This is a genomic window from Streptomyces sp. DSM 40750 (genome assembly GCF_024612035.1).
GTDB lineage: Bacteria > Actinomycetota > Actinomycetes > Streptomycetales > Streptomycetaceae > Streptomyces.
Map to the genome: position 1 here is coordinate 5,904,682 of NZ_CP102513.1, position 14,717 is coordinate 5,919,398.

The window sequence follows — 14,717 nt, forward strand, 5'->3', positions numbered from 1 at the left end:
AATTCTCCTGGGCGATCTCCGGGCTCGGTCCGGGCGAACTCTTCCCGTGGCCGGGGTGGCCGGGATAACGTGCCCGTGTTCCGGCCCCCTGCCAGGCCTGTAACCAGTGCTGTGACCAGCGGCTGTTCCCGACGGACGCGACTTACTTGGACCCCCTAGTACCGAATTACTTGGAAATCCAAGGAAAATCGCAGGTCAGTGGGGGTTTCACAGGAATGTGAAGCACTGGGTAACGTGCCTTGTGCAGGGCGCTCGCCGGGGCACCTGTCACGTCTGTTCCCGGCCAAGGGCACCCACCCCGTGCACGGGTTTCCGGGATCAGGCGACCGCACTGGTCACCCGGCAACCCTGGGGGCCGGACCGACGGAGGAGCACACGTGACCGTGGAGAGCACTGCCGCGCGCAAGCCGCGACGCAGCGCCGCAGGCAAGACCGGCACCACCGGCAGCAAGGCGGCCGGCACCACCGGTACCAGGCGCGCCACTGCGAAGAAGCCGGCCGACGGCCGGCCCGAACTCGTTCAGCTGCTGACCCCTGAGGGCAAGCGCGTCAAGAACGCCGAGTACGACCCGTTCGTCGCCGACATCACCGCCGACGAGCTGCGTGGTCTGTACCGCGACATGGTGCTGACCCGTCGCTTCGACGCCGAGGCCACCTCCCTGCAGCGCCAGGGCGAGCTGGGCCTGTGGGCCTCGCTGCTCGGCCAGGAGGCCGCCCAGATCGGCTCCGGGCGGGCCACCCGCGAGGACGACTACGTCTTCCCGACCTACCGCGAACACGGCGTCGCCTGGTGCCGCGGCGTCGACCCGACCAATCTGCTCGGCATGTTCCGCGGCGTGAACAACGGCGGCTGGGACCCGAACAGCAACAACTTCCACCTCTACACGATCGTCATCGGCTCCCAGACGCTGCACGCCACGGGCTACGCCATGGGTATCGCCAAGGACGGCGCCGACTCGGCGGTCATCGCCTACTTCGGTGACGGCGCCTCCAGCCAGGGCGACGTCGCCGAGGCGTTCACGTTCTCCGCGGTCTACAACGCGCCGGTCGTCTTCTTCTGCCAGAACAACCAGTGGGCCATCTCGGAGCCCACGGAGAAGCAGACCCGCGTGCCCCTGTACCAGCGCGCCCAGGGCTTCGGCTTCCCGGGCGTCCGCGTCGACGGCAACGACGTCCTCGCCTGTCTCGCGGTCACCAAGTGGGCGCTGGAGCGCGCCCGCCAGGGTGAGGGCCCCACCCTGGTCGAGGCGTACACGTACCGCATGGGCGCCCACACCACCTCCGACGACCCCACCCGCTACCGCCACGACGACGAGCGGGTGGCCTGGGAGGCCAAGGACCCGATTGCGCGTCTGCGCGGTTACCTTGAGTCCGAAACGGACACGAACGAGGGATTCTTCGCGGAACTCGAAGCGGAGAGCGAGGCGTTGGGAAGGCGAGTGCGCGAAGTGGTGCGTGCCATGCCCGACCCGGACCACTTCGCCATCTTCGAGAACGCGTACGCGGACGGACACGCGCTCGTGGACGAGGAGCGCGCCCAGTTCGCCGCGTACCAGGCGTCGTTCGCCGATGTGGACGAAGAGGAGGGCAAGTAGCGATGACCACGCAGACAGCCGCGCAGCCGGCCGTGAAGAGCCTGGCGCTCGCCAAGGCGATCAACGAATCGCTGCGCAGGGCCCTCGAAGCCGACCCCAAGGTCCTCGTCATGGGCGAGGACGTCGGCAAGCTCGGCGGTGTGTTCCGGGTGACGGACGGCCTCCAGAAGGACTTCGGCGAGGACCGGGTGATCGACACCCCGCTCGCGGAGTCGGGCATCGTCGGCACCGCCATCGGCCTCGCCCTGCGGGGCTACCGCCCGGTGGTCGAAATTCAGTTCGACGGCTTCGTCTTTCCCGCGTACGACCAGATCGTCACCCAGCTCGCCAAGATGCACGCCCGCTCGCTGGGCAAGGTCAAGCTCCCCGTCGTCGTCCGTATCCCCTACGGCGGCGGCATCGGCGCGGTCGAGCACCACTCCGAGTCCCCGGAGGCGCTGTTCGCGCACGTGGCGGGCCTGAAGGTGGTCTCGCCGTCGAACGCGTCGGACGCCTACTGGATGATGCAGCAGGCCATCCAGAGCGACGACCCGGTGATCTTCTTCGAGCCGAAGCGCCGCTACTGGGACAAGGCCGAGGTCAACCCCGAGGCCATCCCCGGCCCGTTGCACAAGGCCCGCGTCGTCCGCGAGGGCACCGACCTCACGCTCGCCGCGTACGGCCCGATGGTGAAGCTCTGCCAGGAGGTCGCCGACGCGGCCGCCGAGGAGGGCAGGGCCCTGGAGGTCCTGGACCTGAGGTCCGTCTCCCCGCTCGACTTCGACTCCATCCAGGCCTCCGTCGAGAGGACCCGCCGACTGATCGTGGTCCATGAGGCGCCGGTGTTCTTCGGCTCGGGCGCGGAGATCGCCGCCCGCATCACCGAGCGGTGCTTCTACCACCTGGAGGCCCCCGTCCTCCGGGTCGGGGGGTACCACGCCCCGTATCCGCCGGCCCGCCTGGAGGAGGAGTACCTGCCGAATCTGGACCGGGTGCTCGACGCCGTCGACCGCTCGCTGGCGTACTGAGGGAGAGGTCCGTGACGACGATGACAGACACGTCTCTGCGCGAGTTCAAGATGCCCGACGTGGGCGAGGGACTCACCGAGGCCGAGATCCTCAAGTGGTACGTCCAGCCCGGTGACACCGTCACCGACGGCCAGGTCGTCTGCGAGGTCGAGACGGCCAAGGCCGCCGTCGAACTGCCCATCCCGTACGACGGTGTCGTGCGCGAACTGCACTTCCCCGAGGGCACCACGGTCGACGTCGGCACGTCGATCATCGCGGTGGCCGTGGCGGGCGGCGGCGCCCCGGCAACGGCTCCGGCACCGGTTTCGGCTCCGGCCGAGGAGGCCGCGCCCGCCGGGTCCGCGGCGAAGCCCGCGCCCGCGGCGGAGCCGGCGGCCAAGAAGCCCGAGGGCCGCAAGCCGGTCCTCGTCGGTTACGGGGTCGCCGAGTCGTCCACGAAGCGCCGGCCCCGCAAGGGCGTCCCGGCCGCCGCCGCGCCCGCCGAGGACACCTTGTACGCGGCCACCGCGATCCAGGGCATCCAAGGCGAGCTGAACGGGCACGGCCACGCCCCCGGCGGGCAGCGGCCGCTGGCGAAGCCGCCGGTGCGCAAGCTGGCCAAGGACCTCGGCGTGGACCTGGCGACGATCACGCCGTCCGGCCCGGACGGGATCATCACCCGCGAGGACGTCCACGCGGCGGTGGCCCCGCCGAAGGCGCCCGAGCCCGTGGTGGAGGCGCCCACGGCCGCCGCCGCGCCTGCCGTCGCCCCGGCGCCGGTGGTCTCGTACGACGGTGCGCGCGAGACCCGTATCCCGGTCAAGGGTGTCCGGAAGGCGACGGCGGCGGCGATGGTCGGCTCGGCGTTCACCGCGCCGCATGTCACCGAGTTCGTGACCGTCGACGTGACCCGCACGATGAAGCTGGTCGAGGAGCTGAAGCGGTCCGACGAGTTCGGGATGCGGGGGCTGCGGGTGAACCCGCTCCTCCTGATCGCCAAGGCCTTGCTGGTCGCGGTCAAGCGCAACCCGGACATCAACGCCTCCTGGGACGAGGCCGCCCAGGAGATCGTCCTCAAGCACTACGTGAACCTGGGCATCGCGGCCGCCACTCCGCGCGGCCTGATCGTCCCGAACATCAAGGACGCCCACGCCAAGACGCTGCCGCAGCTGGCCGAGTCGCTGGGCGAGCTGGTGTCGACGGCCAAGGAGGGCCGGACCTCCCCGGCCGCCATGCAGGGCGGCACGGTCACCATCACCAACGTCGGCGTCTTCGGCATCGACACCGGCACGCCGATCCTGAACCCGGGCGAGTCCGCGATCCTCGCGGTCGGCTCGATCAAGCTCCAGCCGTGGGTCCACAAGGGCAAGGTGAAGCCCCGACAGGTCACCACGCTGGCGCTGTCCTTCGACCACCGGCTGGTGGACGGGGAATTGGGCTCGAAGGTTCTGGCGGACGTGGCGGCGATTCTGGAGCAGCCGAAGAGGTTGATCACGTGGGCTTGAGGCCGTCGACTGGATAGGCTCCCTGTGAAGGGACCGGTCGCCAATACGACGAAGGGGGACCGCCGCTGGTGAGCGGTGGTCCCCCTTGTCGTACCGGGAGGGTCAGACCTTCCAGCTGTAGTTCAGGAGCTTCTTGGCGTCCACCGCGCGGTTGTCGATCGTGGAGGAGGCGAGGACGGTGCCGATGACCGTCTTGCCGTTGCGGGTGGCTGCGAAGACCAGGCAGAACTTGGACTCGGGGCCCGAACCGGTCTTCACGCCGATGGTGCCGCTGTAGGAGCCCAGCAGCGGGTTGGTGTTCGTCCACGGCGACATCGTGCGGGTGGCGCCGGACTTCGTGATCGTCTTGGCCGTGTACGACTTCGTCTTCACGACCGTCTTGAACGTGGAGTTCTTCATCGCGGCGCTGGCGAGCTTCGTCAGGTCGCGCGGCGTCGAGTAGTTGTTGCCCTTGCCGATGCCGTCGAAGGAGTCGAAGCGCGTGTTCTTCAGGCCGAGGCTCTTGGCCTTGGCGTTCATCTTGGAGATGAAGGACTTCACGCGGGCCGCGCGGGTCGAGCCGGTGCCGAACTTGTCGGCCAGCGCGTAGGCGGCGTCGCAGCCGGACGGCAGCATCAGCCCGTACAGCAGCTGACGGACGGTCACCTTGTCGCCGACGATCAGCTTGGCATTGGAAGCGAAATTGTTGTCGACGATGTAGTCGCTGTACGCCTTCTGGACCGTGACCTTGCTGTTCAGGTTCAGGTTCGACTGGCTGAGCACTACCAGCGCCGTCATGATCTTGGTCGTCGAGCCGGTGGAGCGCCTGGTGTCGGCGGCCTTGGTGTACAGGCTCTTGCCGGTGCCGTTGTTCATCACGAACCCGCCCTTGGCGGTGATCGTGGGCTTCGCGACGGCGGCCTGCGCGGGAGCGGAGCCGATGACCCCGGTCGCGATCATCGCACCGGTGGTCACGACGACTGCAGCGGCTCTGCGGACACGTGCGCCCTTTATGGCGGTAATCAAGTCAAGTACCCCGATTGCGTCAAATGTCTGTGGAGCGCGGCCACTTGGGCTCCGGGTTGCGGGCAAGCAGGGCCGCTTCTCGTGTGACAAGTGAGTAGCACAAAAGGTTGTGCGCCGAGTGAGGCAGGGGTCAATTCAAGTCCATCTCACAGCCCCTGACGGGTCATGCGTGGGGTTACTGTCCCGGATCGTGGACGGGAGCGGCGATGGGTACACGTTGTATCTATGCTGTGGGCATGCCCTCCGCCCCAGCCCCCGCCGTGAAGCAGCCGCCCGCCGCCGACCGTGTCTACGCCCACGTCAAACAGGGTGTGCTGGAACGTCATTACGAGGGTGGCACGCTGCTCACCGAGGGCGAGCTGGCCGAGGCGGTCGGGGTGTCCCGGACGCCGGTGCGGGAAGCGCTGCTGCGGCTCGAGGTCGAGGGACTGATCAAGCTCTACCCGAAAAAGGGCGCGTTGGTGCTGCCCGTCTCCGCGCAGGAGATCGCCGATGTCGTCGAGACCCGGCAGCTGGTCGAGGAGCACGCGGTCCGCAAGACGGTGCCGGCCTCGCCGCAGCTGATCGAGCGACTGGAGAGCCTCCTGGAGCAGCAGAAGGCGCAGGCCGCCGCCGGGGATCTGGCGGGCGCCGCGGTGACCGACCGCTGCTTCCACGCCGAGATCGTCCGCAGCGGCGGCAACGAGATCCTCTCCCGCCTCTACGACCAGCTCCGCGACCGGCAACTGCGCATGGGCGTCGCCGTGATGCACGCCCACCCCGACCGCATCACCAAGACGCTCACCGAGCACGAGGAGATCCTCCAGGCGCTGCGCGCGGGCGACGCGGAGGCGGCCGTGGACCTCGTGCACCGGCATGTCAGCTGGTTCTCCAACCTGGCGAGGGGGGAGGTCCGTTGAGCCCCGCCATATCCTCGTCCGCCGGGTCCCTGCCCGGGGACCCGCCCGGCGGCCGCCGCGCCCTCGCCGTCTGGGGTGTGGGCGCCTCCGTCTACTTCGTCGCCGTCATCTTCCGTACGTCGCTGGGGGTGGCCGGCCTCGACGCGGCCGACCGCTTCCATGTGGGCGCCTCCGCCCTGTCGACCTTCTCGATACTCCAGCTCCTGGTCTACGCGGGCATGCAGATACCCGTCGGCCTGCTGGTCGACCGGCTCGGCACCAAGAAGGTGCTGACCCTGGGCGTTCTGCTGTTCACGGCCGGCCAGATCGGCTTCGCGCTGTCGCCGTCGTACGGCACGGCGCTGGCCTCCCGGGCGCTGCTGGGCTGCGGCGACGCGATGACGTTCATCAGCGTGCTGCGGCTGGGCAGCCGCTGGTTCCCGGCCCGGCGCGGACCGCTCGTCGCGCAGATGGCGGGCCTGGTCGGCATGGCGGGCAACCTGGTCTCGACGCTGCTGCTGGCCCGGCTGCTGCACGGGGTGGGCTGGACGGCGGCGTTCGCGGGCAGCTCGGTCGCCGGGCTCGTCGTCCTCGTCCTGACCCTGCTGTTCCTGAAGGACCACCCCGAGGGGCACGAGCCGGAGCCGTTCCCGCACCACGGGGCGGCTTACGTCCGGCGCCAGATCGCGGCGTCCTGGCGGGAGCCCGGCACCCGGCTCGGGCTGTGGGTGCACTTCACCACCCAGTTCCCGGCGATGGTGTTCCTGCTGCTGTGGGGGCTGCCGTTCCTCGTCGAGGCACAGGGGCTGAGCCGGGGCACCGCCGGTGAACTGCTGACCCTCGTCGTCCTCTCCAACATGGTCGTCGGACTGGTGTACGGCCAGATCGTCGCCCGGCACCACGCGGCGCGGCTTCCGCTGGCGCTCGGCACGGTCCTCGCCACGGCGGCGGTCTGGGCGACCACGCTGCTGTACCCCGGCGAGCACGCGCCGATGTGGCTTCTGATCGTCCTGTGCTCGGTCCTGGGCGCCTGCGGTCCGGCCTCGATGCTCGGCTTCGACTTCGCCCGCCCGGCGAACCCGCCGGAGCGGCAGGGCACCGCCTCCGGGATCACCAACATGGGCGGTTTCGTCGCCTCCATGACGACCCTGTTCGCGGTCGGCGTCCTCTTGGACCTGACCGGCGACGACTACCGCGTCGCCTTCTCCGCCGTCTTCGTCCTCCAGGCACTGGGCCTCAGCCAGATCCTCCGCCTCCGCGGCCGCGCGGCCCGCCGTGAGCGGGAACGCCTGGTGGCGAGCCGGGTGGAGACGGTGCACGTACCGGCCTGAGCGGCGAAGACCTTGTGCGAACCGGCAGCGTAAGGAGCCTTTCCTGTAGACGCTGCCGTCTTGATTTGTCGGATGCACTAACGAGGTCGCCGCCGTGATGGGCACCGCGACCGACGTGTACATGTACCAGCGGCGGAACCGGCTCGACCGCTCGATACTTCTGCCGGTCGCGGCGCTCGCCGTCCCGTCCAGCGCCCTGGGCGTGTTGTGCGCGGCGAGCGTGCCGACTGGGTACTTCCGCCCCGTCAATCATGGCGCTGCTCTTCGGCGTGGCACTCCTCGTGGCGGTCAAACCGTCGTTCGGCGTGCAGCGGCTGGAGGCGGCGGTGACCCGGCGCCGCCGTGTCACGGCCCTCCTCCTCGCGGGCGTCGGGATCGGTTTCTGCGACGGGGTGTTCGGCCCCGGCGTCCCACCTTCCTGATCATCTCCTTCACCACGCTCCTGGCCACCCAGTTCCTGGAGAGAGCGGCCACGGCGAAGGTCGTCAACGCCTCGTCCAACCTGGGCGCGCTCGCGGTGTTCGCCTGGCAGGGCAACGTGCTGTGGGCCCTGGGCCCTGGGCCTGGGCATGGCTGTGGGAAACGTCGCCGGGGCCATGCGCGGTTCAGGGACCGCGCTCAAGCGGGGTTCCGGCTTCGTCCGGGTGGTGCTGGTGGTCGTCGTGGTGGCGATGGTGACGAGGATGGCCTTCGACCAGCTCGCGTGACCGCACGCACCGCGCTGCGGCCGGGCGGGAGCCGTCGGGAGCTACACGGTCACCGCGAACGCCCGCAGGATCGCGGCGATCAGGTGGGGATCGCCCTCGCCCTTGATCCGGTCGGCGACGACGTCGGCGGTCACGCGGCCGCAGGCCAGCCGGACGTAGGTCTCCCAGTCGAGGGTGAGGGTGGCGGCGGGGCCGAGGGCGGGGGTGGTCTCCAGGGTGCCGCGGCCCTGCATGTCGACACGGACGGTACGGAGGAACTCCACCGGGCCGTGCACGTCGAAGACGACGGCCGAACTGCGCGGCGCCTGCGCGTCCTCGGCGACGACCTTCGGCAGTACGGAGAGCAGCTCGTCACGGACGACGTACGCGCCCGGCGAGTCCAGATTCCCCGGCTGGCCCAGCGCGGCGCGCAGGTCCTGCTCGTGGACCCACACGTCGAACGCGCGGTTCCGCATGGCCTGTTCGAGGGTCTGCTCCGTGCTCAGCGGGCCACGCACCTTGTGACCCGGGTCCCGCGACTCGTTCCGCAGCTGGCGGTTGCGCCGGATGATCGTGTACTCCAGCTCGGAGGTCATCTCCGGGGCGGTGTGGTGACGGCGGGCGTCGACCTGCATCTCCATGTACCGCTGGTGCTCGGTCCGCACGTGGTACAGGTCGCGCGGCAGGGTGTGGATCGGCCGTGGGTCGCCGAGCATCTCGCAGTCCAGGCCGATGACATGGGAGACCACATCGCGCACCGACCAGCCGGGGCATGGCGTCCGCCGGTTCCACTCGCCCTCCACGAGCGGCGTCACCAGCTCGGATATCGCATCCACGGAGTGGGTCCAGGCGTCGGCGTAGGGCTGAAGAGTGGGATGCAGACTCACGGAACGGGACCCCTCGGGCGGTCGGTACCTGTCAGTACGGTCGATGCGTATCGGTATGTGGGGGGCGGATATCAGTAGGGGCGTCGGCGTTGACGGCGGGGAGTGGGCGTCGGCGGCTGTCAGTGGGTGCTGTGGAACGTTAAGTTACGCTGCTCTGAGGCACCCCGGCAGTGCTTTCGTGTGACGATCGTAGGCCCGTGTGGACGGCTCGAATGCCAGGACGGTGGTAGTGTGCGCGCCTCGCTCATCCAGATCAGCGTAGACGAGGATGAATCGGTCGATTCGCGCAGGCGGCGCGTGGCGTCGCTGGTGCGGGACCAGGCCGGTGCCGATCTCGTCGTCCTCCCTGAGCTCTGGACCGCGGGCGCCTTCGCGTTCGAATCCTTCGCCGCGACGGCCGAGCCGCTGAAAGGGCCGACGTACGAGGCGATGGCCAAGGCGGCGAGCGACGCGGGCGTCTGGCTGCATGCGGGCTCGATCCCCGAGCGTGCCGATTCCGACAGCGGCTCCGCCGCGGGTGACGGACCCCTTTACAACACCTCCCTCGTTTTCTCACCCTCGGGCGACCTCGCCGCCGCCTACCGCAAGATCCACCGCTTCGGCTTCGACAAGGGCGAGGCGGTGTTGATGGGCGCGGGCTCGGAACTCGTGACGCTCCGCCTCCCCGAGACGACCCTCGGCGTCGCCACCTGCTACGACCTCCGCTTCCCCGAACTCTTCCGCGGCCTCGTCGACGCCGGCGCCGAGACCTTCGTCATCCCGGCCGGCTGGCCCGAACGCCGCCGTGCCCACTGGACGCTGCTGGCCCAGGCGCGGGCGGTCGAGAACCAGGCGTACGTCCTCGCCTGCGGAACCGCCGGTACGCACGCGGGAGTTCCCCAGGCAGGTCACTCGATCGTGGTCGATCCCTGGGGCGAGGTCCTGGCCGAGGCGGGCTCCGACGAGGAGATCCTCACGGTCGACTTCGACCCGACGAAGGTCGCGACGACGCGGGAGCAGTTCCCGGCGCTGAAGGACCGGACGTTGGGTCTTGAGCCGCCGCGCCGCTGACCGCTGCTGGCCGTCCTTTCGCGGCTGACACCGGCCGTCCTTTCGCCGGCTGACTCCGGCCGTCCGCCCATTCTCCGCTGCCGCCAGTCGTCGTCCTTCTCCCTCTCCGCCCAGGTGGATCACGTATACCGCGACGGCGATCAGCAGGGCCGGGTCAGCGTCGCCGTACGACGTCGTGGCCGTAAGTCTCGCGCACGTCTTCTGATCGTCACCGAAGCCGGGGAGCCGGTCGCATACGAGGAATCTCATGCCTTCAGGCGGGCCCCGGGGCTCGCTTTGAAGCGTCGCCTCTAGGCCGAAGGGCTCAGCCCGGTCTCCCTACGCGACCGCGCGCGGAGGTTCGCGGCCGTCCCGAGTCCGCCGCGCTCGGCGACCACGTCGAGGCGCTCCTCACCGCGTTCGATGAGCCGCCGGACCAGAGTCACCCGCTCCCCGATGAGCCAGGCCAGGGGTGTCGTGCCGAGCCGGGCGCGGAAACGGCGGTGCAGGGGGCGGGCGACACGGCCGCCCGTGCGGCGAGGTCCGCGACCGTGATCGGTGCGTCGAGCCGCTCCTGCGCCCACGCCAGCACGGGACCGAGGGACTCGTCCGGCACGTGCGGCACGGGCCGCTCCACGAACTGCTGCTGCCCGCCGTCACGATGGGCGGCGAACACCAGCCGCCGGCTCACCGCGTTGGCGAGCTCCGCGCCGTGGTCCAGGCGCCAGATGTGCAGCCCCAGGTCGAGCGACGCCGCACTCCCGGCCGAGTTCAGTAGGTCGCCCTCGTCCCCGTAGAGCACGTCCGGTTCCAGCCGGACCTTCGGATGCGGCTCCCGGAGAGCTTCCGCCCAGCGCCAGTGTGTGGTGGCCCGGCGTCCGTCGAGCACCCCGGCCTCCGCATCGGCCTGCGTGAACCGGCGGGCGAGCGCACGGTCGTCCTGCCCCGGGGCTCGGTCTTCACCGTCCCGCGAGGCATCGAGCACAAGCCGTACGCCCCGGCCCGCGCCGCCATCCTCGTCATCGAGCCCACCGGCACCCTCAGCGTCGGCGACCGGCACGACGAGGTTCCGGACCATGTGGATGCGACGACGGGGCATGCGCTGAGCTGACCCGCGAGGGTTGTCCACAGGCCCGTGCGCGAGGTTGTCCACAGGCTCGCGGGCGGGCCGCCGGCAAGTGGCACTCTTGATCCATGAGCGATTCCACGACCCAGCACCCGGCACCCCGCCGTGTCCGTGTCCGCGCCCCCGAGCTGATCGGGAAGGGCGGCTGGCTGAACACGGGCGGTAAGCGATACACCCTCGCTGACCTGCGGGGGAAGATAGTGCTGCTGGATTTCTGGACGTTCTGCTGCATCAACTGTCTGCATGTCCTGGACGAGCTGCGGGAGCTGGAGGAGAAGCACCGGGACACGGTGGTGGTCATCGGGGTGCACTCGCCGAAATTCGCACACGAGGCGGAGCACGGGGCGGTGGTCGACGCCGTCGAGCGATACGGGGTGGAGCATCCGGTGCTCGACGATCCGGAGCTCGCCACCTGGAAGCAGTACGCGGTACGGGCCTGGCCGACGCTCGTGGTGATCGACCCGGAAGGGTACGTGGTCGCGCAGCACGCGGGCGAGGGCCATGCGCACGCCATCGAGCGACTGGTCGCCGAGCTGGAGGCCGAGCACGAGGACAAGGGCACGCTGCGGCGCGGCGACGGGCCGTATGTGGCGCCGGACCCCGAGCCGACGGTGCTGCGCTTCCCCGGCAAGGCGCTGCTCCTGTCGGACGGCGATTTCCTCGTCAGCGACACCACCCGGCATCAGCTGGTCCGGCTGGCGGCGGACGGCGAGAGCGTCGTACGGCGGTACGGCTCCGGTGAGCGCGGGTTCGTGGACGGCAGCGCGGAGCACGCCCGCTTCAGCGAGCCGCAGGGGCTGGCGTTGCTGGACAGCGGCGCCGTGGTTGTCGCCGACTCCGTGAACCACGCCCTGCGCCGGCTCGACCCGGCCACCGGCCATGTCGCGACGCTCGCGGGCACGGGCCGCCAGTGGTGGCAGGGCTCGCCGACCTCCGGACCCGCGTGGGAGATCGACCTGTCCTCGCCGTGGGACGTGGCCGTCTTCGGCGGCAAGGTGTGGATCGCGATGGCCGGTGTCCATCAGCTGTGGACGTACGACCCGGCGGACTGCACCGTGGCCGTGGCGGCCGGCACGACGAACGAGGGGCTCGTGGACGGGCCGGGCGGCGAGGCCTGGTTCGCGCAGCCTTCGGGGCTCGCGGCCACCGCCGACCGGCTCTGGCTGGCCGACTCCGAGACATCCGCGCTGCGTTGGGTGGACCTCGACGGGGCGGTCCACACGGCGGTCGGGACCGGGCTGTTCGACTTCGGGCACCGTGACGGCGCCGCCGAACAGGCGCTGCTCCAGCATCCGTTGGGTGTCACCGCCCTGCCCGACGGTTCGGTGGCGGTCAGCGACACGTACAACCACGCGTTGCGCCGCTACGACCCGGCGACGGGCGAGGTCACCACGCTCGCCACGGACTTGAGAGAACCGAGTGACGCGGTGCTCGTCGGGGACGACATCGTGGTCGTCGAGTCCGCCCGCCACCGGCTGACCCGGCTGCGGCTGCCGGAGGAGACGGTGAAGGTCGAGGCCGTCGCCCACCGCACACAGCGCGCTGCCACCGAAGTCGCCCCCGGCAGCCTGCGGTTGGACGTCGTCTTCCAGGCTCCGGCGGGGCAGAAGCTCGACGAGCGGTACGGCCCGTCGACCCGTCTGCTCGTCTCCTCCACACCGCCCGAGCTGCTGCTCCGGGGCGAGGGCGCGGACACTCCCCTGTCACGCCCGCTCGAACTGAACCCGTCCATATCCGAGGGCGTGCTCCATGTCTCGGCGATGGCGGCCTCCTGCGACGACGACCCGGCCACCGAGTACCCGGCCTGTCACGTCCACCAGCAGGACTGGGGCGTGCCGGTCCGGCTCACGGAGGGCGGGGTGGACCGGCTGTCGCTGGTGCTGGCGGGGATGGACGAGGGCGACGGGGACGATGCGGACAAGGGCATCGACGGACGCGTCTGACACTGCCCGCCCTCGCCCCGCTGTCCGCCGGGACGGTCACACGCCGCCGTACCCGTCGCGGTTGTGCCGGGTTTCGTCGATGACCGGAGTCGAGGGCGGCACCACCACCCGCCTCCGCTTGGCGATGCTGCTGAACGTCGCGACTCCGATAAGCCCGACGATCATGAAGATGATGCCGACCAGGTCGAGGTTGACCCCTTGCATGTCCCAGTCGGTGGCGAACGTGAGGATGGCTCCCACGGCGATCAGAATGATGCACCCGCCCAGGCCCATGAGTGTTCCCTCCCAGTGTCCGGTTGGGTCGGCCGGTCGTTCCGGTCGTTCGGTCCTACCGGTCGACACCGGGTACCCGGACAGGCCGGTCGGTAACTAGGGGTGCTGGGCGGGACTTCAAGCACCCCTAGCCCGCCAGGAACGCCACCAACGCGTTCGCCAGAAGGTACGGGTCCTTCGCGCCGCACAGTTCGCGGGCACTGTGCATGGAGAGGATGGCGACGCCGATGTCGACGGTGCGGATGCCGTGGCGGGCGGCGGTGATGGGGCCGATGGTGGTGCCGCAGGGCATGGAGTTGTTGGAGACGAAGGTCTGGAAGGACACGCCCGCCTTCTCGCAGGCGGCGGCGAAGACGGCGCGGCCCGAACCGTCCGTGGCGTAGCGGTTGTTGACGTTGACCTTGAGGATCGGGCCGGCGTCCGCGCGAGGGTGGTGCGTCGGGTCGTGGCGCTCCGCGTAGTTGGGGTGGACGGCGTGCCCGGTGTCGGAGGAGAGACAGACCGTGCCTGCGAAGGCACGCGCCCGGTCCTCGTAGGCGCCGCCGCGGGCGAAGACCGAGCGCTCCAGCACCCCGCCGAGGAGCGGGCCGTCGGCGCCGGTGTCCGACTGGGAGCCGTTCTCCTCGTGGTCGAAGGCGGCGAGGACGGGGATGTAGGGGAGTTCGTCGCCGGAGGTGGCGACGGAGGCGAGTGCCGCCGTACCGGCGTGCACGGAGAGGAGGTTGTCCATGCGGGGACCGGCGAGCAGTTCCTTGTCGCGGCCCAGGTACGCGGGGGGTTCGATGGAGTGGGTCATCAGGTCCCAGCCGGTGACCTCGCCGGAGGGCAGGCCGAGCTCCTCCTCCAGGAAGGCGATCAGGTCACCGTCGCTGACGTCGTCGCCCAGTCCCCAGATGGGCTGGAGGTGACGTTGCTTGTCGAGCTTGAGGCCCTCGGAGGTGACCGAGCGGTCGAGGTGGATGGCGAGCTGGGGGACGCGGAGGAGAGGTCTGTCGACGTTGACGAGTCGGCTGGTGCCGTCGCGCAGGGAGAGGCGGCCGGCGAGGCCGAGGTCGCGGTCGAGCCAGGAGTTGAGCAGCGGACCGCCGTAGATCTCGACGGCGACCTGGCGCCAGCCGTGCGCGCCGCTGTCGGGGCGGGGTTTCACCCGCAGATTGGGGGAGTCGGTGTGGGCACCGACGATACGGAAGGGGGTGTGTGGCGTGGCGCCCTCCGGCACGTACCAGGCGATGATCGCGCCGCCGCGCAGCACGTACTTGCCGCCCAGCGAGCCGTCCCACGCGTCCGTCTCCGAGACCTGTCGGAAGCCGGCCTTCTCCAGCCGTTCCGCGGCGCTCGCCACCGCGTGGTACGGGGACGGGCTGCTCGTCAGAAACGTCATCAGGTCGTCGGTGTGGCCGCGATCGAAGCGTGGGGGTGTGCGCATGGGGTTCACCTTAACGACGTGCGAGGGCCCACTCCCGGGGGATGGGA

Annotated in this window: 13 protein-coding genes and 2 pseudogenes; 10 read left to right on the forward strand and 5 right to left on the reverse strand. The window is 70.2% G+C overall.

The window, feature by feature from the left end; genetic code table 11:
• Window positions 1–377: 377 nt before the first annotated feature.
• Genes pdhA through JIX55_RS26420 form a run of 3 tightly spaced genes read left to right on the forward strand, consistent with a single transcriptional unit; the run spans window position 378 to window position 4,086 of the window.
• Window positions 378–1,595 carry a pyruvate dehydrogenase (acetyl-transferring) E1 component subunit alpha gene (gene pdhA / locus JIX55_RS26410; RefSeq protein WP_257565748.1) on the forward strand — a complete coding sequence of 406 codons (1,218 nt, stop codon included), beginning with the start codon at window positions 378–380 and terminating at the stop codon, window positions 1,593–1,595.
• A gap of 2 nt (window positions 1,596–1,597) precedes the next feature.
• Window positions 1,598–2,602 (forward strand): alpha-ketoacid dehydrogenase subunit beta, encoded by a 1,005-nt coding sequence (locus JIX55_RS26415; protein ID WP_257565749.1) that lies wholly within the window; start codon window positions 1,598–1,600, stop codon window positions 2,600–2,602.
• Between the two features lie 11 nt (window positions 2,603–2,613).
• Window positions 2,614–4,086, forward strand: coding sequence for a dihydrolipoamide acetyltransferase family protein (locus JIX55_RS26420; protein ID WP_257565750.1), 1,473 nt, complete (start codon window positions 2,614–2,616; stop codon window positions 4,084–4,086).
• Window positions 4,087–4,188: 102 nt separating this feature from the next.
• On the opposite strand, the gene JIX55_RS26425 is transcribed toward JIX55_RS26420, so the two are convergent.
• Window positions 4,189–5,025, reverse strand: a complete 837-nt coding sequence (locus JIX55_RS26425; protein ID WP_443046723.1) for a D-alanyl-D-alanine carboxypeptidase family protein — start codon at window positions 5,023–5,025, stop codon at window positions 4,189–4,191.
• Window positions 5,026–5,327: 302 nt separating this feature from the next.
• Between JIX55_RS26425 and JIX55_RS26430 the strand changes: the two genes are divergently transcribed.
• From JIX55_RS26430 to JIX55_RS26445, 4 genes are all read left to right on the forward strand, one after another.
• The gene (locus JIX55_RS26430) at window positions 5,328–5,990 is read left to right on the forward strand and encodes a GntR family transcriptional regulator (protein ID WP_257565752.1); all 663 of its coding nucleotides are present in this window, start codon (window positions 5,328–5,330) and stop codon (window positions 5,988–5,990) included.
• Window positions 5,987–7,300 carry an MFS transporter gene (locus JIX55_RS26435; RefSeq protein ID WP_257565753.1) on the forward strand — a complete coding sequence of 438 codons (1,314 nt, stop codon included), beginning with the start codon at window positions 5,987–5,989 and terminating at the stop codon, window positions 7,298–7,300. Before JIX55_RS26430 ends, JIX55_RS26435 begins: the two co-directional genes overlap by 4 nt.
• Before the next feature lie 251 nt (window positions 7,301–7,551).
• Window positions 7,552–7,722 (forward strand): hypothetical protein, encoded by a 171-nt coding sequence (locus JIX55_RS26440; RefSeq protein WP_257565754.1) that lies wholly within the window; start codon window positions 7,552–7,554, stop codon window positions 7,720–7,722.
• Between the two features lie 147 nt (window positions 7,723–7,869).
• Complete coding sequence (locus JIX55_RS26445) at window positions 7,870–8,007, forward strand: hypothetical protein (RefSeq protein WP_257565755.1); 138 nt, start codon at window positions 7,870–7,872, stop codon at window positions 8,005–8,007.
• 41 nt (window positions 8,008–8,048) lie between these two features.
• Here the strand turns inward: JIX55_RS26445 and JIX55_RS26450 are convergent, their stop codons facing one another.
• Window positions 8,049–8,873: a maleylpyruvate isomerase family mycothiol-dependent enzyme gene (locus JIX55_RS26450; protein ID WP_257565756.1), complete on the reverse strand. Its 825-nt coding sequence runs from the start codon at window positions 8,871–8,873 to the stop codon at window positions 8,049–8,051.
• A 231-nt stretch (window positions 8,874–9,104) separates the two neighbouring features.
• Between JIX55_RS26450 and JIX55_RS26455 the strand changes: the two genes are divergently transcribed.
• Window positions 9,105–9,923, forward strand: coding sequence for a carbon-nitrogen family hydrolase (locus JIX55_RS26455; RefSeq protein WP_257565757.1), 819 nt, complete (start codon window positions 9,105–9,107; stop codon window positions 9,921–9,923).
• A gap of 290 nt (window positions 9,924–10,213) precedes the next feature.
• Here JIX55_RS26455 and JIX55_RS26460 read toward each other — a convergent pair.
• A pseudogene (locus JIX55_RS26460) lies at window positions 10,214–10,803 on the reverse strand (helix-turn-helix domain-containing protein); the annotation flags it as partial.
• On the opposite strand from JIX55_RS26460, the pseudogene JIX55_RS26465 reads away from it, so the two are divergent.
• Window positions 10,798–11,013: pseudogene (locus JIX55_RS26465) on the forward strand (cupin domain-containing protein); the annotation flags it as partial. The pseudogenes JIX55_RS26460 and JIX55_RS26465 overlap by 6 nt on opposite strands.
• Before the next feature lie 83 nt (window positions 11,014–11,096).
• Entirely contained in the window at window positions 11,097–12,971 is a 1,875-nt protein-coding gene (locus JIX55_RS26470) for a thioredoxin-like domain-containing protein (protein ID WP_257565758.1), read from the forward strand.
• A gap of 36 nt (window positions 12,972–13,007) precedes the next feature.
• Here JIX55_RS26470 and JIX55_RS26475 read toward each other — a convergent pair whose 3' ends face one another.
• Window positions 13,008–13,244: a DUF6458 family protein gene (locus JIX55_RS26475; protein WP_257543122.1), complete on the reverse strand. Its 237-nt coding sequence runs from the start codon at window positions 13,242–13,244 to the stop codon at window positions 13,008–13,010.
• 127 nt (window positions 13,245–13,371) lie between these two features.
• Entirely contained in the window at window positions 13,372–14,670 is a 1,299-nt protein-coding gene (locus tag JIX55_RS26480; protein ID WP_257565759.1) for a M18 family aminopeptidase, read from the reverse strand.
• Window positions 14,671–14,717 lie beyond the last annotated feature (47 nt).

Coding starts and splice junctions, on each gene's coding strand:
- JIX55_RS26415 (WP_257565749.1), top strand. CDS start 1,598: ATGACCACGCAGACAGCCGCGCAGCCGGCCGTGAAGAGCCTGGCGCTC.
- JIX55_RS26425 (WP_443046723.1), bottom strand. CDS start 5,025: ATGATCGCGACCGGGGTCATCGGCTCCGCTCCCGCGCAGGCCGCCGTC.
- JIX55_RS26430 (WP_257565752.1), top strand. CDS start 5,328: ATGCCCTCCGCCCCAGCCCCCGCCGTGAAGCAGCCGCCCGCCGCCGAC.
- JIX55_RS26440 (WP_257565754.1), top strand. CDS start 7,552: ATGGCGCTGCTCTTCGGCGTGGCACTCCTCGTGGCGGTCAAACCGTCG.
- JIX55_RS26445 (WP_257565755.1), top strand. CDS start 7,870: ATGGCTGTGGGAAACGTCGCCGGGGCCATGCGCGGTTCAGGGACCGCG.
- JIX55_RS26470 (WP_257565758.1), top strand. CDS start 11,097: ATGAGCGATTCCACGACCCAGCACCCGGCACCCCGCCGTGTCCGTGTC.
- JIX55_RS26475 (WP_257543122.1), bottom strand. CDS start 13,244: ATGGGCCTGGGCGGGTGCATCATTCTGATCGCCGTGGGAGCCATCCTC.
- JIX55_RS26480 (WP_257565759.1), bottom strand. CDS start 14,670: ATGCGCACACCCCCACGCTTCGATCGCGGCCACACCGACGACCTGATG.